The sequence below is a fragment of the Bacillus sp. CZDM1 genome, assembly GCF_055502545.1.
Genome location: NZ_JBUESO010000008.1, coordinates 111569 through 133684 on the forward strand (window position 1 = coordinate 111569; position 22116 = coordinate 133684).

The 22116-nt window shown below is 36.5% G+C and carries 24 protein-coding genes; 17 read left to right on the forward strand and 7 right to left on the reverse strand.

Going from position 1 to position 22116, the window contains the following annotated elements:
• Positions 1–19 precede the first annotated feature (19 nt).
• The 3 genes from ACY3XC_RS18580 (at position 20) to ACY3XC_RS18590 (ending at position 4217) form a co-directional block, all read left to right on the forward strand.
• Positions 20–1531 (forward strand): coproporphyrinogen III oxidase, encoded by a 1512-nt coding sequence (locus ACY3XC_RS18580; RefSeq protein WP_464869863.1) that lies wholly within the window; start codon positions 20–22, stop codon positions 1529–1531.
• 111 nt (positions 1532–1642) lie between these two features.
• Positions 1643–3259 (forward strand): long-chain fatty acid--CoA ligase, encoded by a 1617-nt coding sequence (locus ACY3XC_RS18585; protein WP_464869864.1) that lies wholly within the window; start codon positions 1643–1645, stop codon positions 3257–3259.
• A gap of 166 nt (positions 3260–3425) precedes the next feature.
• Positions 3426–4217, forward strand: coding sequence for an enoyl-CoA hydratase (locus ACY3XC_RS18590; protein ID WP_464869865.1), 792 nt, complete (start codon positions 3426–3428; stop codon positions 4215–4217).
• Between the two features lie 46 nt (positions 4218–4263).
• Here the strand turns inward: ACY3XC_RS18590 and ACY3XC_RS18595 are convergent, their stop codons facing one another.
• On the reverse strand, positions 4264–4449 hold the full coding sequence (locus tag ACY3XC_RS18595) for a YhzD family protein (protein WP_464869866.1): 186 nt from the start codon (positions 4447–4449) through the stop codon (positions 4264–4266).
• A gap of 114 nt (positions 4450–4563) precedes the next feature.
• Between ACY3XC_RS18595 and ACY3XC_RS18600 the strand changes: the two genes are divergently transcribed.
• The 6 genes from ACY3XC_RS18600 to ACY3XC_RS18625 all read left to right on the forward strand — a co-directional run bounded on the left by ACY3XC_RS18600 (position 4564) and on the right by ACY3XC_RS18625 (position 12338).
• Positions 4564–5463, forward strand: coding sequence for an ABC transporter ATP-binding protein (locus tag ACY3XC_RS18600; RefSeq protein WP_464869867.1), 900 nt, complete (start codon positions 4564–4566; stop codon positions 5461–5463).
• Positions 5456–6709, forward strand: coding sequence for an ABC transporter permease (locus ACY3XC_RS18605; RefSeq protein WP_464869868.1), 1254 nt, complete (start codon positions 5456–5458; stop codon positions 6707–6709). Before ACY3XC_RS18600 ends, ACY3XC_RS18605 begins: the two co-directional genes overlap by 8 nt.
• A gap of 112 nt (positions 6710–6821) precedes the next feature.
• The gene (locus ACY3XC_RS18610) at positions 6822–8039 is read left to right on the forward strand and encodes a metallophosphoesterase family protein (protein WP_464869869.1); all 1218 of its coding nucleotides are present in this window, start codon (positions 6822–6824) and stop codon (positions 8037–8039) included.
• A gap of 12 nt (positions 8040–8051) precedes the next feature.
• Positions 8052–11057 (forward strand): ATP-binding protein, encoded by a 3006-nt coding sequence (locus tag ACY3XC_RS18615; RefSeq protein ID WP_464869870.1) that lies wholly within the window; start codon positions 8052–8054, stop codon positions 11055–11057.
• A gap of 42 nt (positions 11058–11099) precedes the next feature.
• Entirely contained in the window at positions 11100–12044 is a 945-nt protein-coding gene (gene yhaM / locus ACY3XC_RS18620) for a 3'-5' exoribonuclease YhaM (protein WP_179158251.1), read from the forward strand.
• 105 nt (positions 12045–12149) lie between these two features.
• A complete protein-coding gene (locus tag ACY3XC_RS18625; RefSeq protein ID WP_179158252.1) occupies positions 12150–12338 on the forward strand; it encodes a sporulation YhaL family protein in 189 nt (62 codons plus the stop codon).
• 45 nt (positions 12339–12383) lie between these two features.
• On the opposite strand, the gene ACY3XC_RS18630 is transcribed toward ACY3XC_RS18625, so the two are convergent.
• Positions 12384–13247 carry a peptidylprolyl isomerase gene (locus tag ACY3XC_RS18630; RefSeq protein WP_179158253.1) on the reverse strand — a complete coding sequence of 288 codons (864 nt, stop codon included), beginning with the start codon at positions 13245–13247 and terminating at the stop codon, positions 12384–12386.
• A gap of 328 nt (positions 13248–13575) precedes the next feature.
• Here ACY3XC_RS18630 and ACY3XC_RS18635 point away from each other — a divergent pair, with 328 nt between their 5' ends.
• Positions 13576–13665: a YjcZ family sporulation protein gene (locus tag ACY3XC_RS18635; protein WP_179158254.1), complete on the forward strand. Its 90-nt coding sequence runs from the start codon at positions 13576–13578 to the stop codon at positions 13663–13665.
• 16 nt (positions 13666–13681) lie between these two features.
• Positions 13682–13813, forward strand: coding sequence for a YjcZ family sporulation protein (locus tag ACY3XC_RS18640; protein ID WP_218781143.1), 132 nt, complete (start codon positions 13682–13684; stop codon positions 13811–13813).
• A gap of 82 nt (positions 13814–13895) precedes the next feature.
• Here the strand turns inward: ACY3XC_RS18640 and ACY3XC_RS18645 are convergent, their stop codons facing one another.
• Positions 13896–14075 (reverse strand): hypothetical protein, encoded by a 180-nt coding sequence (locus ACY3XC_RS18645; RefSeq protein WP_179158255.1) that lies wholly within the window; start codon positions 14073–14075, stop codon positions 13896–13898.
• 234 nt (positions 14076–14309) lie between these two features.
• On the opposite strand from ACY3XC_RS18645, the gene ACY3XC_RS18650 reads away from it, so the two are divergent.
• A complete protein-coding gene (locus ACY3XC_RS18650) occupies positions 14310–14648 on the forward strand; it encodes a DUF1878 family protein (RefSeq protein ID WP_464869871.1) in 339 nt (112 codons plus the stop codon).
• Positions 14649–14651: 3 nt separating this feature from the next.
• On the opposite strand, the gene ACY3XC_RS18655 is transcribed toward ACY3XC_RS18650, so the two are convergent.
• The gene (locus ACY3XC_RS18655) at positions 14652–15227 is read right to left on the reverse strand and encodes an HTH-type transcriptional regulator Hpr (protein WP_179158257.1); all 576 of its coding nucleotides are present in this window, start codon (positions 15225–15227) and stop codon (positions 14652–14654) included.
• Between the two features lie 266 nt (positions 15228–15493).
• Between ACY3XC_RS18655 and ACY3XC_RS18660 the strand changes: the two genes are divergently transcribed.
• The gene (locus ACY3XC_RS18660) at positions 15494–15682 is read left to right on the forward strand and encodes a hypothetical protein (RefSeq protein WP_179158258.1); all 189 of its coding nucleotides are present in this window, start codon (positions 15494–15496) and stop codon (positions 15680–15682) included.
• A 61-nt stretch (positions 15683–15743) separates the two neighbouring features.
• Here the strand turns inward: ACY3XC_RS18660 and ACY3XC_RS18665 are convergent, their stop codons facing one another.
• Positions 15744–16271, reverse strand: a complete 528-nt coding sequence (locus ACY3XC_RS18665; protein WP_464869872.1) for a tryptophan transporter — start codon at positions 16269–16271, stop codon at positions 15744–15746.
• 140 nt (positions 16272–16411) lie between these two features.
• The gene (locus ACY3XC_RS18670) at positions 16412–16831 is read right to left on the reverse strand and encodes an HIT family protein (protein ID WP_464869873.1); all 420 of its coding nucleotides are present in this window, start codon (positions 16829–16831) and stop codon (positions 16412–16414) included.
• A 592-nt stretch (positions 16832–17423) separates the two neighbouring features.
• Here ACY3XC_RS18670 and ACY3XC_RS18675 point away from each other — a divergent pair.
• From ACY3XC_RS18675 to ACY3XC_RS18685, 3 genes are read left to right on the forward strand one after another with little or no spacing between them, the layout of a single operon-like run.
• Positions 17424–18164, forward strand: coding sequence for an ABC transporter ATP-binding protein (locus ACY3XC_RS18675; protein ID WP_179158261.1), 741 nt, complete (start codon positions 17424–17426; stop codon positions 18162–18164).
• Positions 18157–19368, forward strand: a complete 1212-nt coding sequence (locus ACY3XC_RS18680) for an ABC transporter permease (protein ID WP_464869874.1) — start codon at positions 18157–18159, stop codon at positions 19366–19368. Before ACY3XC_RS18675 ends, ACY3XC_RS18680 begins: the two co-directional genes overlap by 8 nt.
• A gap of 48 nt (positions 19369–19416) precedes the next feature.
• Positions 19417–20139, forward strand: coding sequence for an EcsC family protein (locus ACY3XC_RS18685; RefSeq protein WP_179158263.1), 723 nt, complete (start codon positions 19417–19419; stop codon positions 20137–20139).
• A gap of 21 nt (positions 20140–20160) precedes the next feature.
• Here the strand turns inward: ACY3XC_RS18685 and ACY3XC_RS18690 are convergent, their stop codons facing one another.
• Positions 20161–21339 (reverse strand): M20 family metallopeptidase, encoded by a 1179-nt coding sequence (locus ACY3XC_RS18690; protein ID WP_464869875.1) that lies wholly within the window; start codon positions 21337–21339, stop codon positions 20161–20163.
• A gap of 135 nt (positions 21340–21474) precedes the next feature.
• On the opposite strand from ACY3XC_RS18690, the gene ACY3XC_RS18695 reads away from it, so the two are divergent.
• Positions 21475–22107, forward strand: coding sequence for a phosphatase PAP2 family protein (locus ACY3XC_RS18695; RefSeq protein ID WP_464869876.1), 633 nt, complete (start codon positions 21475–21477; stop codon positions 22105–22107).
• The last annotated feature ends 9 nt before the right edge of the window (positions 22108–22116 follow it).

The following is a 22116-nucleotide window of genomic DNA, read 5'->3' on the forward strand; positions in this document are numbered from 1 at the left end:
TAGGAAAAGGTGATTTATAGTGCGTATTAGTATTTTAGGTTTAGACGATGAACGATTTAATCGGATGTTGCAGCTAATTGGGAATTTATTTTTTGAAGAAACAGAGATTTTGAAAGTTAAAGATGAAGCTGCTGATTTAATTATAAATTTTTCTTTAGTAGAAAATGACTTTATTAATGTTTCTGCTGATTATAAAGATCAAGACGGAAATTCTTTTACAGATAGCTATGAAAAGGAATTCCTCCAGTCCCAATCAGAAAAGGAAAAGTTCAAACAAATAAAAAATGTAGTTGCTCATGTTTATTTAAAACTTCTGCAGAATTGGACAGGAATCATCCAAAAGTGGGGGATTCTAACCGGAATCAGACCCACAAAGCTATTACATCGTAAGGTCCAAGAGGGGATTCCTCAAGAAATCGCCCACCAACAATTAAAAGAGGATTACCTTATTACAGATGAAAAGATAAATCTGATGCAGCAAATCGTCGATAGACAGCTTGCCATTGTTCCGGACCTCTATTCACTTCAAAAGGAGGTTAGCATCTATATTGGTATACCTTTTTGTCCAACAAAATGTGCATATTGTACATTCCCGGCATATGCAATCAACGGTCGACAAGGTTCAGTTGATTCGTTCTTAGGCGGGCTGCATTATGAAATAAAGAAAATCGGAGAATGGCTGAAAGCAAAGGGTGTAAGGATCACCACCGTTTACTATGGCGGCGGTACACCAACGAGTATTACAGCTGAAGAAATGGATATGCTTTACGAAGAAATGTATGCTTCATTCCCAGAGGTTGAAAAGATACGTGAGATCACAGTCGAAGCAGGGCGTCCTGATACGATTACCTCTGAAAAGTTAGAAGTGTTAAAGAAATGGAAGATCGACCGGATTAGTATTAACCCACAATCCTATACACAAGAAACCTTAAAGGCCATTGGGCGTCATCACACGGTTACAGAAACAATCGAAAAGTATCACTTAGCTAGAGAAATGGGCATGAATAATATCAATATGGATCTCATTATTGGCCTGCCAGGCGAAGGTATAGCTGAATTTACACATTCACTTGCTGAAACGGAAAAGTTAATGCCCGAATCTCTAACCGTTCATACTTTATCATTTAAGCGTGCCTCAGAAATGACGAGAAACAAAGATAAATACAAAGTGGCAGGTCGTGAAGAAGTAGAACAAATGATGAATCTAGCAACAGAGTGGACAGACAGCCACGGCTATGTTCCCTATTATCTCTACCGTCAAAAAAACATTCTTGGTAATCTCGAAAATGTTGGCTATGCATTTCCAAATCAAGAAAGCATTTATAATATCATGATTATGGAAGAACAGCAGACCATTATTGGACTTGGATGCGGAGCAGCAAGTAAATTTATTGACCCGGAGACAGGGAAAATCACGCAGTTTGCTAATCCGAAAGATCCAAAAACATATAATGAAAGCTTTGAAGCTTACACGGAAGAAAAGATAAAAATATTAGATGAACTATTCACTGAAAAAGGATCTCTTGCTTAATAGGCAGGAGATTTTTTTTTTGATTCTCGTTCTTAATAGAGGAATTGTCATTATTATGGAGAATATTTTATATGACTTGAAAACGCTTTCGGTTATGGAGGGGATTTAGTAATGATGCAGACGCCTTTAACAATGACACAGATGATTGAAAGAGCAGAGAAGTATTTTCCAAAGAAACAGGTTGTTTCGAGAACATCTAGCGGCATTCATCGTTTTACGTATAAACAAATCGGTGATAGAACGAGAAGACTTGCAGATAGTCTAAAAAGACTAGGAGTAGAAAAAGGTGACAGGGTAGGAACACTTGCGTGGAATCATCACCGTCATCTAGAAGCCTATTTTGCGATTCCATGTATCGGTGCTGTTCTTCATACGATTAACATCCGTCTTTCTCCACATCATATATCCTATATTATTAATCATGCAGAAGATAGTGTCCTCTTAGTAGACCCAGACATAATTCCATTACTTGAAAAATGTGCATCAGAGCTAAAAAGCGTGAAGGCTTATGTAATCATGACAGATGATAAGGAACTTCCTGAAACCAGCCTTTCACCTATTTATCATTACGAAGATCTGCTAGCTGAAGCGAATCCTAATTTTAAATATCCTGTAGATATCGAAGAAAATGATCCAGCAGGTATGTGTTATACCTCTGCGACCACAGGAAATCCAAAAGGAGTCGTATACTCGCATAGAGGGATTTTTCTACATAGTATGGCGTTAGGTCTTGCGGATAGTGCGGCGATGAGTGAAAAAGACATTGCATTGCCAGTTGTGCCAATGTTCCATGCCAATGCTTGGGGGATGCCATTTGCAGCTGTATGGTTTGGGACCTCCTTAGTGCTGCCAGGACCATATTTTACTCCGAAACTACTAGCAGAGCTCATAGAAAATGAAAAAGTAACCATTACCGCGGGTGTTCCAACCATATGGCTCGGGTTGTTAAAAGAACTTGACGAGGGTTCTTACGACCTTAGTAGTTTAAGAGGAGTACTTTGCGGCGGATCAGCAGCTCCAAAAGGAATGATTAGGGCATTTGAACAACGTCACAAAGTGCCGTTCTTACATGCATATGGTATGACTGAAACAAGTCCGCTGGTGGTTATTTCCACACTAAAAAGCTATCAAGAAAATTTAGATTATGAGGAAAGACTCGAAATAAGAGCAAAGCAAGGAGTTCTTGTTCCAGGCTTGAGCATAAAAGTTGTCGGCAAGAACGGAGAAGTGGCTTGGGATGGTCAGGAAATGGGTGAACTATGCATCAAGGGCCCATGGATTGCCTCTGAGTATTATAAGGATGAGAGAACACTAGATGCCTTCCATGATGGCTGGCTTCACACTGGAGATGTTGTAACAATCGACGAGGAAGGCTTTGTGAAAATTGTCGATCGGACAAAGGATTTAATTAAAAGCGGCGGAGAATGGATTTCTTCCGTTGATTTGGAAAATGCTTTGATGGCCCATGAATCGGTGTTTGAAGCGGCAGTTGTTGCTGTACCGCACGAACAATGGCAGGAAAGACCGGTTGCTTGTGTGGTTTTAAAAGATGTCTATAAAGATAAGGTGACGAAAGAAGAATTAATTGAATTTTTAAAACCACAGTTTGCTAAGTGGTGGTTACCTGATGAAATTTTGTTCTTAGAGGAAATTCCGAAGACCTCTGTAGGGAAGTTTTTAAAGATGACACTTAGAGAGCAGGTACAAAAGGAAGTACTAAGGAAGTAAGTAGGTTTGTAAAAGGACAAAGAGGCTGCTCTTTGTCCTTTTTGCCGTAAAAAATAGTTTTAGTAAATAGTGGCAGTGAAAATTCCATATATTATGAAAATTTATTTTTTATCAAACCAATTCAAGCTATAATAGAAATGAATAAAGTGAATGGGAGGCGTTTGGGGTGAGTATTAATTTTGTAACAGATAAGGTAAAGGTGAGGGTTAACGGCCGGGTTGTAACGGTAGAAATGAATAGACCGGAAGCATTAAATGCACTCGATGTGGAAATGATAAAAGGGTTAGCCTCTAAATTAAAAGAAATATCTGATTCGGATGATATTGATATTGTCATATTAACTGGTAGTGGCAAAGCCTTCTCCGCAGGCGGGGATATTAAAACGATGCTTTCTGACTTGGATGAAAGCGAATTCTTCCCAGTGATGGACTGCATTAGCGAATTAATCATTACTTTATACAGTATTCCTAAATTAACCATTAGCGCCGTAAATGGTGCTGCAGCAGGGCTTGGATTCAGTCTAGCATTGGCTACTGATCATATCATAGCCGACAATAGAAGCAAACTGGCAATGAATTTTATTGGAATCGGGTTAATACCAGATGGTGGTTCCCACTTCTTTTTAGAAAAGAGATTAGGCGAAATAAAAGCGAAGCAGGTCATCTGGGATGGAAAAATGATGAATGCACAAGAAGCCTTAGAATTAGGGCTGGTCCAGGAAGTGGCCGAAGGAAATCTAGAAGAAACGTTAGAAGCAAGAATATCTGATTGGCTGAGCCGCCCAGTTCAGGCAATGATAAAAACGAAAAAAATATTAGCAGATAGTAACCGCCCGCAATTACTTAAGATATTAGAACTAGAAAAACAAGGGCAATTAAATATGCGTCGAACTTTTGATCACCAAGAAGGAATTAGAGCATTTATAGAAAAGAGACCAGCGAAATTTATAGGAAAATAATTAAGAGAAAAAGAAGCATTTGCTGCTTCTTTTTTCTTTCTAAAGACTAGGAATGGAATAATAAAAGCTTTCCACTTGGCGATGTGCAGCGATGTGTTTTATCTAGTAAATTCTTTTCAGCTAAAAGTTTTTCAGCTAAGTCTTTTGCTGCCTCATCATGATCAGCCTGGAATGCCTCATCTACTATTTTTTCCCCATTTGCTTCAAAGGCAGTTAATTTGTAAGTCTTCATCCTTTATCCTCCCGATAATATTGATATTATAATATTTGCATAATTAGCGATATATTGTAAAGGTGAAACTTTTTATATGGAAATACGTAGTAATTTTGGAGAGGAGGAATTCGTATGGTTTTGAAACTTGAACATGTAACAAAACGGTTTGGTGATTTTATCGCGGTTAAGGATTTATCCATTGAAATACCTGAAAAAGAAATGTTTGGGTTTTTAGGCGCAAATGGTGCAGGGAAGACAACAACATTTAGAATGATCCTAGGACTGCTCGATTCTAGTGATGGCAGAATTACCTGGGACGAGAAACCTATCAATTATTCAACCAGCCATTTAGTTGGCTATCTGCCTGAAGAAAGAGGTTTATACCCAAAATTAAAGGTCAGCGAACAAATTGTCTACCTTGCGAGATTAAGAGGCATGGCTAAAAGTGAAGCACTTTCTGAATTAAAATATTGGCTGGAAAGATTTAAAGTGCCAGAATATGAAAATAAAAAAGTAGAAGAGCTTTCAAAAGGAAACCAACAGAAAATACAATTTATTGCAGCAGTCTTACATAAACCAAAATTATTAATTCTCGATGAACCATTCAGCGGTTTGGATCCGGTTAATGTTGAAATGCTTAAAGAGGCTGTCCTCTCTTTAAAGGAAAAAGGAACGACCATTGTTTTTTCAAGCCACCAAATGCACCATGTAGAAGAGATGTGTGAGCATCTTTGTATTATGCATAAAGGAACTCAGGTTGTACATGGTTCGTTAAAAGAAATAAAACGTGCTTTTGGTAAAAAGAACCTTGTTATTCATGCAGATTTTCCATTGGATTCTTTGAAGGATTATCCAGGAGTGGTTAAGACTAAATCGACAACAGAGGGAATCCATTTGCAAATCGAGGGAGAATATATTGCAGAAAAGATACTTAAAGATATTGTAAACAAAGGATTCATCAGAAAATTTGATCTTGAAGAGCCTTCTTTAAATGATATTTTTATCGAGAAAGTAGGTGATTCCTATGAATAAATTTTGGATTATTTTAATTCATACATATGTAAATAAATTTAAGACAAAATCATTTCTAATCACAACATTGATGACTTTAATCATCACCTTAGCCTTGACCAATATGAATAGTATCATAGAAGTTTTTGATAAAGGCGGCGGTAAAGAAAAGGTTGCTGTTCTAGATGAAACAGGTCAGCTATATGCACCGCTTAAAGAACAAATGAGTGCTTTAAATAAAAACCTTCAACTGACAGAGTTCGACGGCACAGAAAAAGAGGCTGAAAAGGCAGTAGAAGAAGGAGAATATGCAGGAGTTGTCCAGCTGCGTTATGATGCAGAGGATTTACCAGAAGCTACATATAAAGCAATGAGTGTAGCGGATTCATCATTATTTACTGATCTTCAGGCAGGACTTCAACAAATGAAAACCATGTTTGCGGCTTCGAAAATTAATCTAACTCCAGAGCAGCTTCAGCAGCTTTATGAACCCGTTTCTTTTGAGAAAATTGCTCTTGAAGAAAATGCGAAAACGGAGGAAGAATTGAATCAAGCTAGAGGACTTGTTTATGTTCTCCTGTTTGTCATCTATTTTGCTGTTATTATGTATGCCAGCATGATTGCCATGGAAGTTGCTACAGAGAAGTCTTCAAGGGTGATGGAAATCCTGATTTCCAGTGTATCACCAATCAAGCAGATGTTTGCAAAAATACTGGGTATTGGTCTGTTAAGCTTAACTCAGCTTACAGTACTTTTATCAGTAGGTTATTTTTCAATTAAACGGAATATGTCCTCATTAGAAGGTGGTTTTTTTGACGACTTTGGATTTGGTAATATTTCGTTATCAACCATCGCTTATGCGGTTATCTTCTTTATCTTAGGGTATTTCCTCTATGCTACCCTTGCCGCCTTTCTAGGATCATTGGTCAGCAGGATTGAAGATGTGCAGCAAATGATTACACCTATGACATTACTCGTTGTAGGAGGATTTATGATTGCGATGTTTGGTCTTGGTAAACCGGATTCGCCTTTTATTGTCATTACATCCTATATACCATTCTTCACCCCAATGATTATGTTTTTACGTGTTGGTATGCTGAATATTCCAGTCTGGGAAACAGCATTAGGGATTGCGATCCTGCTTTCAACTATAGCTTTCTTAGCCGTATTTGGTGCCCGTGTTTACCGTGGGGGAGTCCTAATGTACGGAAAATCAAATTCCTTTAAGGATATAAAAAAGGCACTGCAATTAACCAAAAAAGAATAAAAAGTGTAGGCTTTGTCAAAACTGGCAAAGCTTTTTTAATATTTCTATTCAGAACGTGCATTCGCTTTTTTGAGATGTTACAATAAAAGAAAACTTACTGAAAGGAGCTCTTATGAGACAGATAACGTTTATTCACGCTGCTGACCTGCATTTGGACAGCCCAATGGTTGGCTTAAAGCATTTGCCTGCTAACATCCTTTCAAGAGTGAGAGAGAGTACCTTCACAGCTTTAGAGAAGCTCACAGCAGCAGCAATTGATAACAACGTTGATTTTGTTATTTTAGCTGGAGACTTATATGATGGTGAAGACAGGAGCTTACGTGCACAATCACGTTTCCGGAATGAAATGCAAAAGCTCTCACAAAAGGATATTCCTGTTTATGTTATTCATGGAAACCATGATCATTTAAATGGCTCATGGGTACACCTAGATATGCCCTCGAATGTACATGTATTTAGCAGTGATGTCGAAATGAAAACATTCCATTCAAAACGTGGTGAAAAGGTCCATTTATACGGCTTCAGTTATCTACAAAGACATATTCTTGATAAAAGAATTGATGACTATCATAAACAAGAGCGTGCAGATTTTCATATCGGGATACTCCATGGAAATGAAGGCGGCGGTACTGACCACGATAATTACGCCCCATTTACTATCAAGGACCTGCATGAGAAAGAATTTGATTATTGGGCTTTAGGACATATCCATAAACGAACATTATTATCTGAAACGCCGCCAATCATTTATCCAGGAAACCTCCAAGGACGTAATAAAAAGGAAGTCGGAGTAAAAGGCTGCTATTGTATTACGTTGAATGAATTCGAGGCAAAAAAGGAATTTGTTGCAACTTCAGATGTGGTTTGGGAAGAAGTTTCTGTCGATGCTGCTTTGGCACAAAGCTTTCAAGAAATCTTTCAATTATGTCAAATTACCATGGAACGTTTTCGTAAAGCCGGTATTGGAACTCTGCTTACCTTGAACCTAAAAAATGTTCAATTGGATGATTACCAAGAGAAAAGAGTTTTAGATACTGAACTTCTAGAATTACTATTAGATTATGAAAATGATGAAGAATCATTTGTTTGGATTGTTAATTTATCCCTAGAGGATAACCAGCAGCTTGATAGAAAAAATTTAATGAAAGAAGCAGATTTTTTTTCTGAGTTGTTTGCAACTATTGATGACTATCAGAATCCTGATGCTGCAATAGCCCCATTATACGATCATCAAATGGGCAGAAAATATTTAAATAGTTTATCAGAAAGCGAACAGAAAGAATTATTGGAAAAAGCTGAGAAGCTGTTAATTGGGTTATTGTATCAATAAAGAAGGGAGATGATGGGCCTGAAAATCCAGGAGATACATATATACGGCTATGGTCAATTAAATAATACGGTCATAAAAGACCTATCTGATTATCAAGTATTTTATGGTGAAAATGAAGCAGGAAAATCCACGATTATGGCATTTATTCATGGAATACTATTTGGGTTCCCAACGAAGCAATCTTCAGAACTTCGCTATGTGCCAAAAAACGGTTCGAATTATGGCGGGAAGCTAAGAATTTTATTTGATGAGATTGGAATTGTCACCATTGAGAGAGTTAGAGGAAAAGCTTCTGGGGAGGTTACGGTAACGCTTGCGGACGGAACAACAGGCGATGAGACTCTACTTAAGCAATTACTTGGAAACATGGATAAAGGGTTATTCCAAGCCATTTTTTCATTCAATATACATGGGCTGCAAAATATCCACCAAATGAAAGGGGAGGAATTGGGCAAGTTTTTATTTTCTACTGGTACACTCGGAACAGAACGGCTGCAAAAGTCAGAGGCAGAGCTCCAGAAGGAATTAGAAGCCCGTTTTAAACCAAGCGGAAAGAAGCCTGTGGTCAATGAAAAACTAAAAGCCATTCACGAACTTAATGGCGAGCTAAAAAAGGCTGCAGCTAAAAATCAAGAATACGAAGCTCTAATTTCAAATAAAGAAAATTTACAAAAGGAAATAGAGAGGATAAATAATTCTCTGCAGGAAGTAAAAGGCGAGGTTGAAAAATTAAATGAATGGCAAAGGATTCATTCACTTGTCAAAGAGGAAAGATGGATCACTACTGAAATCAAGTTAATAGGGGATAGTTCATTCCCTGTTAGAGGGGTCGAACGGCTGGAAAAAGTAAATCAGCTAATCTACCCTTATAATGCTCAGATTTCAAGTTTAATGGAAAGAATCACTCATTTAAAAAAAGAAATTGCCACGATACAACCTGAAGCGCAATTTCTTGCTGATGAATCCCAGCTTCTTGCTTCATTAGAACAAATACCCATATATGAACAGCTGACCATAGAAAAACAACAATGTGAATTGAAATTGGTGGATTTGGAAGAGAAAATCTCCATCATAACCGAAAAACTGCACCTTCCTTTAAAGGAAGAAGAGGTCCTAACGATAAACACCAATATCTATATGAAAAATCAAGTGGAGCAGACAGCAGGTAAAAAGCAAAAGCTTTTAGAAGTAAAGCAGGATCTTGAAGAGAAATTTCGTGAAGAAAAAAGCACTCTTGAGGAGCTTGAAGGAAAAGTTCGCATTGCAGTGACACAAATAATCCCAGCTCATGAAAGATCAAGGCTTGAAAAGTTAGTTGATGAGGAAGGTGAAAAAAGGGAAGTAGAATATGAACTTAAGGCAGTCCAAGATAAAATAGAGTATTATCAACATACTCATGAGCAAGACAAAAAAACATTTGCAAAGATAAACAAGCAAAAACAAATTCAATTTCTAACCATTGGAGCGATAATGCTGGTTCTATCACTTTATGGTTTGGTTACAAAGCAATGGACACTGTTATTTGTTGGGGTATTAGGAAGTTTACTAATTGGTTTTTATCTTAGTAAAAGCTTTACCCGAAAAAATGAAACAAAGATCCATCAGGCTCTAAGTCAGTTGTTAGAAAATGAAAAAAAGTTAATTCAAAAACTTGAGGAATATAAAAATAGTAACATCCCAGCCATTCAAGAAAAATTGAATCAAGATAATCTTCGGAAAGAGCAGTATCAGTTATTAAAAATTAAGCTCGAACAGCAGCAATCACAATATGAAAAAGTAATCAGGAAGTTTGAGGATTGGGAAATCGAAGCCGCAGAAAATAAGGAAATGTTATTGAAACTGAGCAGTGAACTTCATATACCTGAATATATTGCCCAAGCATTTTTCCTGGAAGCATTTCAGCTAATTGAACAATATAAACTTGTAGGAAGAGAAAAAAAGTATTTGCTGGCAAGGTTGGAAAAGATTAATCTGGAGCAGGCAAACATTACAGAAATACTCACATATTATTCAAAACAATATATAGCCGATGAGGGTAGTGATTTTTCAAAAATTGCCTATTTATTGCGGAATAAATTAAAGGAAGAACATGGAAAATTAATAAAAATTCAAGAAAAGCAAGGAAAGCTTGATGACCTTGAAGCAGACCTAAATCAAATAAAACAAGAGCAAGCACATCTCATTTCGGAAAAGAAAAAGCTCCTTGAAGAAGCCCATGTAGAGGAAGAAGAGGCATACTATGAGCTTGGTAAAAAAGTAGAAAAAAAGAGTAAGCTGATCGAAAGGCTTGCAGATTTAAGTAAGCAGGTCCAATATTCTTTCCTAAAGGAAGACGAGATAGAAAGACTCATTCAAATTCATAATGTCGAAGAACTATTAATCCATTATCATGGGGAGAAAGAAACCTTATCCTCTAGATTAAATGAACTGCAAGAAAAACAAGCAGCAGCTAACTACCAGATTCAAATTCTTGAAGAGGGCGGATCTTACTCTGAGATCCTTCACCACTATAAACAGCAAAAGTTTGAGTTAGAAGAAGCAGCAAAGGAATGGTCCGCTTTTTCTTTAGCTCAAAACATCCTATCCAAAACGGTTGAAAAATATAAAACCGTCCATTTGCCTAGGATGCTGGCTAAAGCAGAGGAATACCTGCTTTTTCTTACTGAGGAACAATATGAGCGTATACATCTGCAGCAGTCCGGATCTGGTTTTCTGATTGAAAGAAGTGATCACACTTTATTTGAAGCAAATGAATTAAGTCAAGCTACTGCAGAGCAAGTATACGTTTCAATTAGACTTGCGCTTGCCACTACACTATATGAAAAGTATCACTTTCCGATCATTATCGATGATAGCTTTGTAAATTTTGATGCAAGCCGTACAAAAAAGGTGATGGACCTATTAACAACACTCGAACATAATCAAATTTTATTCTTTACCTGTCATACACATTTACTTCAATACGTTCAACCTGAAAAAGTTCTGTATCTTCATAAAGGTGCAGTCGAAGTAATTTGATAGAGAATGTTATACTTGTACTAATGGGAAGGAGCGAGCAAGATGAATAAAGGAATTCTAAATTATGATTTTGGCGTACAGGTTGATCTGTATTTACTTATCAAAAGCGCCACAAAAGGGATAGCGAGTAATGGAAAGCCATTCTTAACCCTTATTCTTCAAGATCAAAGCGGTGAGATAGAAGCAAAACTTTGGGACGCTAATGAAGAGGATGAAAAGAATTACATTGCACAAAAAATTGTTAAAATTATCGGGGATACTCATAACTATCGAGGTAAAAGCCAGCTGAAAATTCGCCAGATTCGAAGAACAGGACCTAGTGATACAGTAAAGTTGGAAGATTTTTTAGCTACGGCTCCATTAAGCCAAGAGGAAATGACAAGTAAACTGACACAATATATTTTTGACATGAAAAACCCAAATATCCAAAGAATTACCCGTCATCTATTAAAAAAGCACCAGCAGGCTTTTTTAGAATATCCAGCAGCTACGAAGAATCATCACGAGTTTGTATCAGGACTAGTCTATCATGTTGTAAGTATGCTTGATTTGGCCAAATCCATTGCAACACTATATCCTAGTCTCGATAAGGATTTACTTTATGCAGGCGTGATTTTGCATGATATGGGAAAGGTCGTGGAATTATCAGGACCCATTTCTACTGTTTATACAGTCGAAGGAAATTTACTTGGTCACATTACGATAATGGTAAATGAAATCGGCAAAGCCGCTGAGGAGCTAGGAATAGTTGGTGAGGAAGTTTTAATTCTTCAGCACCTTGTTTTAAGCCACCATGGAAAAGCGGAGTGGGGAAGTCCGAAGCCGCCGTTAATTAAGGAAGCTGAAATTCTTCATTATATTGATAATCTTGACGCAAAAATGAACATGCTCGATCGTGCCTTAGAAAGAGTGAAACCTGGAGAATTTACAGAAAGAGTATATGCCTTAGATAACCGCTCCTTTTATAAGCCAATCTTTCATAAATAAAATAACCCAATTGGGTTATTTTTTTTGAGCTCACAGAATATTTATTTATTACTCGAATATGTTGTATAAAAAGTGGACAACCACTAACGAAGGGAGCAATAATAAATGACTATTCCTATTTGGGTATATGCAGTCGTGGTTGGTATTGTAATAAGTGCGTTGATGGCAATCAAAACAGGCAGAGAAGAACGTTTGTTAGAAATGGAGAATATCGAAAAAGAGGGAGAGATTTATTTAACCCGTCTAGAACAAGAAAAAGAAAGACGTGAAGGAGATAGAGCCACTGCGGAATAAAAAAAGAAGGGACTCGATTAATCAGAGTTCCTTCTTTTTGCTAAATTATTGTGCTGGTACAGCAGCTTGTGGATCAAGAGCGTTTTCTAAGTCTTTATCACTTATTTTCACTTTTGCATCCTTAATTTCTTTTTGCATGATTTCGTTAATCTTTTCGGTGGTTAATTTTGAAGATTTTAATTCTTTTTCCATTTGTTCTTTCATTTCTTCATAGGATTTCTTCTCTTTTTTGTCCGTTAATTGAATAACATGATATCCAAATGAAGTTTTAACAGGTGCACTGATTTCATCCTTTTTAAGGGCATATGCTGCCTCTTCAAAAACAGGATCCATTGCTCCCGGACCAAACCATCCTAAGTCTCCGCCAGCTGCTTTAGCTGCCTCATCCGTAGAATATGTATTGCTTACATCTTCAAATTTCTCTCCAGCATCAAGCTTTTGTTTCACTTCTAGTGCTGTCTTTTCATCCGCAACTAGAATATGACGAGCCTTAATTTCAGGCTTATAGTTATCGTAATATTCCTTTACTTCTTTATCAGTTACTTTGATTGACTTCATAGCAGCTTTTTCCTGCATCATGCCGAGTTTCATCGTTTCTTTAAAGTCTTCTTCATCCGCATAGCCGTATTGTGCTAGTGCAGCTTCAAAGTTTTCTCCAAGCTGTTCTTTTAATTCAGCAACCTTGGCATCTAATTCTTTGTCGGTTACTTCGTATTTCTCGGAAAGGACTTTTTCATAGACAAGCTGCTGTAATGCTTGTGCCCCCACCTTTTCCTTCATTGCTTCATAAAGTTCTTCCTGTGTAACATCTCCAGCACTGCTTTCTGCCACAGTAGAACCACTTTGATTACATGCGCTTAAGGCAATAACCCCGCCAGCTAATGTAAGGGCTAACATCCATTTTTTCATGAGGAACCTCTCCTAAACAGTAAATTCTTGTGGGTTTTTGTCCACAAACTATACTATAACATAAATGGTAACCACTGCAAAAATATTTCCTGTGTTGTTTACAGAATTTTGGGCATATACCTATCGCGATTTCGGAATTTGTACATACGATACAATGTAAGAAAAAAGAATACTATTCAATGCCCAGTGATAAAGCTGAAATTTCATAATAGATGATTACCCATTATGAAAAAGGTGGACTTTTTCATAAGAAAATAAGGTAAGAGCCTAGTCGAAATGAATCCAGCTTGAATAGTATATCGTAGAAAATCATAAAGGAGGTATTACGATGAGTGGTGGACACGGATACGGAGCAGGATTTGCATTGATTGTAGTCCTATTCATTCTATTGATTATTGTTGGAGCATCTTGGTTTTAATAAAGGGTAACACCTGATGCAGACAACAGCTTTACCATTTAAGAAAGGGGAGAATTGTGTGTCTGGTACTGGATTCCACGGTGGAGGATTTGCGTTAATCGTAGTTCTTTTCATCCTGTTAATAATTATTGGGGCTTCTTGGCTATAACCTGAAGACAAAATAAAAAGCGATGAGAAAATTCTCATCGCTTCTATTTTTCTGTTACAATATAAAACTGAATGAAGTAAGCCTATGTATACAGTATTTCTACATAGGATGAAATCAGTAATATCGTAACAAGTACATTTATTGTGCGAAATACTTTGTGCTGACGTTCCTCTGGAATATCCTTTTGAATACAAAGGGAATTGGTCATTTTGTTTACATAATATAAAATAAAAATGGCCAAGACAATAAAAGTGGGGATCATCAACGATTCCCTCCCTGATGTTCATTTATGTTAATACATTATCAAAAATTTACAAAAAAAGATAGTTAAAAGGATTGGTAGAAAAGTAGGAAATAAATTGAAATAGCTGCCTATAAAGTTTACCAATGGTGTTTACCAAGGAACAAAACCATTTAAGAAAAAGGTTTACCTCTGGCTTAATAAGGTAAATAATGAATATAAGAAATGTATAAGAATGTTCGGAGGTCGAAGTGTATGGATAAGTTTGCCGAATTACAATCTAGAGTGAATCTTCTTGAATATCATCAAAGGTTGCTTTTAAAAATGTTATCTGCTCCAAATCTCGAATTCTATAGATTGGTCATTGAAAATGGAATATCAGAACAGGAAGTACAAGCCTTCAATAAACTTTGTGAGGAAATGAACAAAAAAATGGAAGAACAAAAAGCGGAAGGGTTTATTAATTTTCATCCGCTTTTCAATGAGTTTCAATATTCGTTGCCAGCAAAATTTGACGCGAAGGAAGTCATTCAAACTTGTTTAAATCAACGACTTTTCGAACCTCTTTTTAGAGAGTTCCATAAATACCTTTAAACATTAAAGTAGTTCTTTTTCAGTTTTTTCGGACTTCCTGAGTTTACCAGCATCTTCGTTAAATTCTGTTTCGATGTTATGGAAAGAACGCTCAAAGATCTCCATAAAATCATCACCATAGATATTGCGTACAATGGCCATCATTTCAATAATATCGGGAAACTTCCCATATAGGTCTCTTAACGGTAAAGCTCCAGCAAATGCAGCATTGCCGGTTGGCTGATAGGATTCCATTATACGAAGAAAAATCTCTTCACCTTCAGGGGTGAGTTGAATATACGTATTCCTTTTATCGTTCTCTTTCTTTGAAAATTGAAGCAATCCTCTTTCTTCTAACTTTTTTGAAAAATTAAACGCTGTTGAGACATGCATGACCCCAAACTTCGCCACATCGGAAATGGAAGCCCCATTTAAATGGTATGCAATCCAAAGGATATGATGTTCATTAATATTTAAATCAAAAGGCTTTATCCATTGCTGCCAATCTTTCTCAATTGATTTCCACAAGGCTTTGCTTAACTGTGCAATACGTTGGCTAAATAGCATTGCTTCTTTCATTGAATACTGTTTCTCCGACATCCCCAATTTCACCTACTTTTTTATTTCTCTATTAACATTATGCCAATAAAATAAAAATTAATAAAGTGTAAATTCACAAAATTTTTAGAAATTACGTATTTTTCTACTTGAAAATTTAATTTTTAATAAAATCTATAACAATTATTCTCTTTTTATTTCGTTTTTCCTCCTAATAATTTCAACCTTTTGAATATTCTACATAGAGATGGACACTAAAACATATGAATGAAAGTATCAACTCTTGGGTCTTCAATAGGGGGTAGGATATGAAAAGCGTAAGTACGATTCTTTTTTTACTAAGTGTATTGCTCTTTGTTGGTGCTATTTGGAATACGTTAGCCTTAAAAAGACCAGGGTTTTACCCACCTAAGCAAGTCTTAAAGAAAAGAGCTTCAGCATTAGCAGGAGGTGGAGGTGTTTTTTTGATAGTGGCTATTATACTATCAAGTTTTTAATTAATTATTGTCAGGATTTATAGAAAGAAAAGAACCTTTCTTAGGTTCTTTTCTCTCTGTATTATTTGGAAATGATAATAGATGATGACGACTTCGTTCTTTTGGCAACTGAAAGTGCAACTGGATACAAAATAACCATAATAATTGTATTCAGGGCAATTGCAGGTAAGACACCTGCAGCAAAAAGTGCAGCGAAAGAACTTGGCAGGCCAACAATGAAATGGGCTGATCCTAAAAAGACAGAGCCTGAAACCAATGTCCCAATAGCAGTTAAAACTGCAACACTTATGATAGAATTACGGTATTGCTTTAATGCCAAAAATAAACCAAAAAAGACCAATGCTGTAATGGGCTTATCAATGATATTTGGAATCTGGCCTCCTGGAAAACCAGTAGTTAGTGCAGATAATGCTCCGGTCACAATGGACAACAGCATAACACTTTTAATATCTGGAATCAGAATAATTCCTAAAAACATCATTGCAAGCATCATATCTGGTTTAATGGTAAGAAAGGCTGGCATAACCGTGTGCAAGACTACCCCAATTCCCGCCAAAAGTGATAGGACTACTAGATTCTTTGTATTCATTTCTCATCTCTCCTCTGCTGAACTCAGCTATTTGTTCCTCCTGTAGTGCGCTAATGCCTACAGCGAAAAACTTTATATCATTATAGCACAGGTATATAAAAATAATAAAGATATAATTTTCAGATAATTTATTCTTTCTTTTAGAAATGCTTACTGATATTTGCTGCCATCTCTTTTAGCATTTGTGGAGTATAATCGCTTGTATTTGATTTCCAAACGGCTCCAAATCCATCTCCTTGACCGTAGCGTGGAATTAAATGCACGTGGAAATGAAATACCGTTTGACCCGCTTGTTCACCATTGTTATTAACTAAGTTTAAGCCGAGTGGCTTATATTCTTCTTTTAATGCATTTGCAATCGCTGGAACAGATTCGAAAAGGTTTTTAGCGATGTCGGGAGTTAGTTCAAACAAATTTTCTTTATGTACTTTAGGAATGACCAGTGTATGTCCTTTTGTTACCTGACTGATATCCAGAAAGGCCAAAACATGATCATTTTCAAAGACTTTTGCCGAGGGAATTTCACCATTAACTATTTTACAAAAAATACAATCGCTCATTTAATAGACAACCCCTTTATTAGTTTTGATATCCGTATTTTACCATATGTATCAGCAATAAAAAAAGAAAGAGACAGGATCCGCATGGAATCCTGTCCTCTCGAAGGGGCATTGCTTCATTTTATACGTTCATTCAGGAATTACGTTTGATAAACACCTCATTTGACAATTTAGTGTTTTTTATAAACAGTAATCATTGTTCAAGCTGACCATCCCCTATGTGTTTTTATAGTTTTCCCAACTTATAAAAACGGATGATAATCTGCAGTAAACACCTCATTTATTTTTTTGATAAATAGCTGGTGTTATTTGAACTCTAAATGGTTACAAGGCAACTTGTGCAAAACAACCATCCCCTTATTTGAAACGTTTAGAAGCTACTTGTTTGAAAAGTTAAATGTCTTTGACAGACACCTCATTTCAAATTTTTGATGAATCACTTCATCGAGTAGTAGGTGTTTCCCCTTCGAATATTATGATAACCCGTTTGAGATGAAATATACAAAAAAATATCAAAAATTTGAATTCCTATTTTTATTAACTGCGATTTGGTAAAATGTAAGGAAATCATGATATAGGAAGGACGGAAATCATGTCTTTATTATCAATTGAAGGCCTAACTGGCGGTTATACAAGAAACCCAGTTCTAAAAGATGTATCCTTTGAAGTAAAAGAAAAAGAATTGGTTGGATTAATTGGACTAAATGGTGCTGGTAAAAGTACAACGATTAAACATATTATTGGGTTAATGGAACCGCATAGCGGAAAAGTGAAAATAAATGGACGTACAATAACCGAAGATAAAGAAGCTTATCGAAAAATGTTTACTTTTGTTCCAGAAACGCCTGTTTTATACGAAGAACTCACCCTCGAGGAACATTTAAGATTAACGGCAATGGCATATGGATTAGATGAGACTACATATAAAACAAGAATTGAGAAATTATTAGCTGAATTTCGAATGGAAAAAAGACTGAAATGGTTTCCAGCTCATTTTTCCAAAGGAATGAAACAAAAAGTGATGATTATGTGTGCCTTTTTGGTGCAGCCATCTCTTTATATCGTGGATGAGCCATTTGTTGGTCTTGACCCGCTAGGGATTCAATCATTGCTTGATCTAATGAAAAAAATGAAGGAAAACGGTGCAGGCATACTAATGTCAACCCATATTCTTACCACTGCCGAAAAATACTGTGACTCATTTATCATTCTGCATGAAGGAAAAGTTCGTGCCAAAGGGACACTTGTTGATCTCAGAAAGGAATTTTCAATGCCCACAGCTTCATTAGATGATTTATATATCCAATTAACAAAGGAAGAAAAATATGTTTGATGAGAAAAAGCTGTGGAAAGAAAGATCTGTCCAACGTTTAAAAGAATTTGGGGTTTATCTTCGTTATATATTAAATGGTCATCTGGTTGTTGTCCTGCTATTTCTAATTGGTACGGCTGCCTTTTATTATCAAGAGTGGATAAGTTATTTATCAACTGAGTTTCCTGCGGAGATTATTATTGCTTTTATTATAGGGCTTTTTTTAACACATAGCCCTGTATATACTTTTTTACTTGAAGCTGATCAGGTATTTTTGATACCACTTGAAACTAGGTTAAAGGGATATTTCTTGCGCTCTGGGTTAATAAGTTTAGTTTTTCAAGGATATATCTTATTAATGGTGTTAGCCATTTTGATGCCAATGTATGCACACGTGAGTTCAAATGGTTTTCAATCATTTTTTATTTTTTTATTGGTACTGTTAATAATAAAAGCATGGAATCTTGCCGTTAATTGGAGAATTCACTATTATGTTCAGCCCTCGGTTTATATGTGGGACATGTTCGTCCGTTATTTCATTAATGTAATCTTTACCTTTTTATTATTTAGCAGCGCCAATATACTTTTCTTACTGATATTTGCTTTCATTTTGGCATTTTACTATCATTCCTTCTATGTTAGAACGAAAAGAATGGGGTTGAAGTGGGATTTACTTATTGCTCAAGAAGAGAAGCGAATGGCTTCCTTTTATCGACTAGCTAATTTATTCACAGATGTACCGAAATTAAAGGATACTGTTAAGAGAAGAAAATGGCTGGACGTATTTATTCAATCCATTTCTTTTTTACAGAATAAAACCTATCATTACTTACTTGCACGAACATTTATGAGAGCATCTGATTATCTAGGTCTATTTATTCGTCTAACTGTAATTGGCGCTTTAGCACTTTACTTTATTTCCTTTGGGTGGGGGCAAATAGTTCTGTCACTCTTGTTTATTTATTTAACTGGATTTCAACTGCTGCCCTTATGGAATCATCACCAAAACAAGCTTTGGATTGAATTATATCCTGTTTCAAAAAAGCACAAAATGGCTGCATTCCAATCCATTCTAAAAACTATTCTCTATATTCAATCTACCGTTTTTACCTTGATTGTTTTGATAAAAGGGGAATGGGTCTATTCGTTAGCAGTTCTACTCTCAGGATTATTGTTTAGTTTTTTATTTGTAAATGTTTATAGTAAGAAAAGACTAAAAGCATGAATGGATTCGGAAACTATCTAATATTCTTTTGCTGAGGGGAGTGAGGGTATGAATGAATATGAGTTAAAGGTATACGGTGAAGTGGTTGAATGGAAAAGAAAATTAACAAGACGTTCAGGGATGATGAATCGAATATCCAAAAAGGCTCAAGGGAAAATTAATGAAATGATCCCAGAAAAGGTCCACGAGGTCATGACAGAAAGCATAAAGGGAATGGTCAAAACCACCTTATTTGGGTCCCAACTCACGACTAACAAAAATCAAGCTGCAGGTCTTACCCTAGAAGAACGTGATGAATTAATGAGAAAAAAGTGTGCTGTATTTCAGAAAACTGCTCTCATAGAGGGGGCAGGGACGGGCGCAGGGGGAATACTGCTGGGTCTAGCCGATTTTCCATTACTGCTTTCCATAAAAATGAAATTTCTTTTTGAAGCAGCTGCTATTTACGGATTTAACACAAAGGAATTTGAAGAACGGCTATTTTTACTGCATATCTTCCAGCTTGCTTTCTCAAGTGATGATATTCGTCGAGAAACCTTATCTGACATTGAAAACTGGGAAGAGAGAAAGCAGACACTGGTGGAAATGGATTGGCGCAAATTTCAACAGGAATATAGGGATTATATTGACCTTGTTAAGATGTTCCAGTTAGTGCCGGGCATTGGTGCATTTGTGGGTGCATATGCCAATAACAACTTGTTGAAACAATTAGGTGAGACGGCTATGAACGTTTATCGATTAAGAATTCTAAAAAAGGCCCCTGAACTTTAATCACGTTCAGGGGCTTTTGCATTAATCTTCTTGGTGTATTTTAATTGCTGCAGTACCTAGTGTTTTTGCAGCTATTAACATCGCATTCTCATCGATATCAAATTTCGGATGGTGATGAGGGTAGCCTGGTGCGGAACCAGGAGGTTTAGCACCTGTGAAAAAGAAGGTGCCTGGTATCTTCTTTAAATAATAAGCAAAATCCTCTCCACCCATTTGCGGTTCAGATTCTTCGATGGTAAGAACTTCAGGAACTTCCTTAGCTGCAGAAATAAGAAAATCTGTTTCTTTTGCATGGTTGACTACTGCTGGATAACCTCTTTCGTACAAGAATTTATAGGTGCTGTCTGATAAGTAACAAGTTCCTTTAATAGTTCTCTCCATTTCTTCTTCAATGTATTGACGAACATCATCATTAAAGGTTCGGACGGTCCCAACAAGCTTTGCTTTATCTGCTATTACGTTAAACGCATTTTCAGACATAAATGTTCCTACCGTAACAACCGCGGACTCAACTGGATTCACCTTCCTGCTGACAATTTGTTGTAGATTTAATACTAGCTGTGAAGCGGTGACAATGGCATCCTTTGTCTTATGAGGCTGTGCACCATGTCCGCCTTTACCCTGAATATCAATTTCAAAACGATCAGCTGCCGCCATAATCGGACCTGTGCGATATTGGATGGTACCGGTTGGTTCACTTGCCCATAAATGAGTTCCAAATATAACATCAACACCTTCTAAACAGCCATCTTCAATCATTGTGATGGCTCCGCCTGGTGCAAATTCCTCGGCATGCTGATGGATAAAGACATAATTACCTTCTAACTCATCTTTCAATTCATCTAGTACCTTCGCGAGTACAAGAAGCGTGGCTGTATGTCCATCATGGCCGCAGGCATGCATGACCCCCGGAACTAATGATTTATAAGGGACTTCCTTTTCATCATGGATAGGGAGCGCATCAAAATCCGCTCTTAATGCTACCGTTTTACCAGGCTTTTTGCCGTATATTTTCGCAACAACCCCGTTACCACCAACATTTCCTTTTACTTCTATTCCAAGCTTTTCATAAAATGTCTGGATAAACTGTGCAGTATTATATTCTTGAAAGGACAATTCAGGATGCTGGTGCATAAACCTGCGAATGGCTACCATCTCTTCATAGTAACCTTCTAATTTAGAAAACAATTGATTAATCATTAAAATTCCCCCCCAACAACATAGTAGTAGTATTTACTAACTATTTTAACACTTTTACACTATTATATAGATTTTTAAGTTTGTTTTCTTTATAATTTTATAGAGTTTTGACAGCGAGAAAGGATAATGTACACGATGAAAAAAGGAAATAGTTATACATACTTACTTTTAGGTTTTGCTATTCTCATAGCAATCTATACTTCTATTAAAGTAGCTGCTAAACAAACCTTTTGGTTGGATGATAAACTTGCGGACATATTTGCCTATGTACCCGACGCTCTAAACCCTTTTTTTCTTTTGCTAACTGAATTGGGAGATAAGAAGGGCATTGGTATAGTCGCGTTGATTGTTTTAGTGTGGTTATTATTGATAAAACGGCACTTCTTGGGAGCAGCCGCTATTGCCTTATCAACAGCACTGGGAAATGAAGTGAATAAGCTATTAAAAGACTGGATTGCACGTCCAAGGCCAGAACTCGAACATTTGGCACATGTTGATAGTTTAAGTTTTCCTAGTGGACATGCGATGGTTGGATTGACGTTTTACTTTTTTATTGCCTATCTCGTTATAGAAGGGATGAATTCAGCGGCAGCGAAAAGAATCGTCATGACTGTAACTGTATTGTTACTATTGCTGATTGGTGCAAGCCGTATCATTCTTCAAGTCCATTACCCAACTGATGTTATTGGCGGCTTTGCATTTGGCTATATTTGGGTGTTGGCATCTATATTTATTTACAGCTTCTTTAAAAGGAAATTAAGAAAGTAACAAAAAAAG

Excerpts from the sequence above, each read along its gene's own strand:
- ACY3XC_RS18585 (WP_464869864.1), top strand. The coding sequence starts at position 1,643 with ATGATGCAGACGCCTTTAACAATGACACAGATGATTGAAAGAGCAGAG.
- ACY3XC_RS18595 (WP_464869866.1), bottom strand. The coding sequence starts at position 4,449 with ATGAAGACTTACAAATTAACTGCCTTTGAAGCAAATGGGGAAAAAATA.
- ACY3XC_RS18600 (WP_464869867.1), top strand. The coding sequence starts at position 4,564 with ATGGTTTTGAAACTTGAACATGTAACAAAACGGTTTGGTGATTTTATC.
- ACY3XC_RS18605 (WP_464869868.1), top strand. The coding sequence starts at position 5,456 with ATGAATAAATTTTGGATTATTTTAATTCATACATATGTAAATAAATTT.
- ACY3XC_RS18610 (WP_464869869.1), top strand. The coding sequence starts at position 6,822 with ATGAGACAGATAACGTTTATTCACGCTGCTGACCTGCATTTGGACAGC.
- ACY3XC_RS18615 (WP_464869870.1), top strand. The coding sequence starts at position 8,052 with ATGGGCCTGAAAATCCAGGAGATACATATATACGGCTATGGTCAATTA.
- yhaM (WP_179158251.1), top strand. The coding sequence starts at position 11,100 with ATGAATAAAGGAATTCTAAATTATGATTTTGGCGTACAGGTTGATCTG.
- ACY3XC_RS18625 (WP_179158252.1), top strand. The coding sequence starts at position 12,150 with ATGACTATTCCTATTTGGGTATATGCAGTCGTGGTTGGTATTGTAATA.
- ACY3XC_RS18630 (WP_179158253.1), bottom strand. The coding sequence starts at position 13,247 with ATGAAAAAATGGATGTTAGCCCTTACATTAGCTGGCGGGGTTATTGCC.
- ACY3XC_RS18635 (WP_179158254.1), top strand. The coding sequence starts at position 13,576 with ATGAGTGGTGGACACGGATACGGAGCAGGATTTGCATTGATTGTAGTC.
- ACY3XC_RS18640 (WP_218781143.1), top strand. The coding sequence starts at position 13,682 with ATGCAGACAACAGCTTTACCATTTAAGAAAGGGGAGAATTGTGTGTCT.
- ACY3XC_RS18645 (WP_179158255.1), bottom strand. The coding sequence starts at position 14,075 with ATGATCCCCACTTTTATTGTCTTGGCCATTTTTATTTTATATTATGTA.
- ACY3XC_RS18650 (WP_464869871.1), top strand. The coding sequence starts at position 14,310 with ATGGATAAGTTTGCCGAATTACAATCTAGAGTGAATCTTCTTGAATAT.
- ACY3XC_RS18655 (WP_179158257.1), bottom strand. The coding sequence starts at position 15,227 with ATGTCGGAGAAACAGTATTCAATGAAAGAAGCAATGCTATTTAGCCAA.
- ACY3XC_RS18660 (WP_179158258.1), top strand. The coding sequence starts at position 15,494 with ATGAAAAGCGTAAGTACGATTCTTTTTTTACTAAGTGTATTGCTCTTT.
- ACY3XC_RS18665 (WP_464869872.1), bottom strand. The coding sequence starts at position 16,271 with ATGAATACAAAGAATCTAGTAGTCCTATCACTTTTGGCGGGAATTGGG.
- ACY3XC_RS18670 (WP_464869873.1), bottom strand. The coding sequence starts at position 16,831 with ATGAGCGATTGTATTTTTTGTAAAATAGTTAATGGTGAAATTCCCTCG.
- ACY3XC_RS18675 (WP_179158261.1), top strand. The coding sequence starts at position 17,424 with ATGTCTTTATTATCAATTGAAGGCCTAACTGGCGGTTATACAAGAAAC.
- ACY3XC_RS18680 (WP_464869874.1), top strand. The coding sequence starts at position 18,157 with ATGTTTGATGAGAAAAAGCTGTGGAAAGAAAGATCTGTCCAACGTTTA.
- ACY3XC_RS18685 (WP_179158263.1), top strand. The coding sequence starts at position 19,417 with ATGAATGAATATGAGTTAAAGGTATACGGTGAAGTGGTTGAATGGAAA.
- ACY3XC_RS18690 (WP_464869875.1), bottom strand. The coding sequence starts at position 21,339 with ATGATTAATCAATTGTTTTCTAAATTAGAAGGTTACTATGAAGAGATG.
- ACY3XC_RS18695 (WP_464869876.1), top strand. The coding sequence starts at position 21,475 with ATGAAAAAAGGAAATAGTTATACATACTTACTTTTAGGTTTTGCTATT.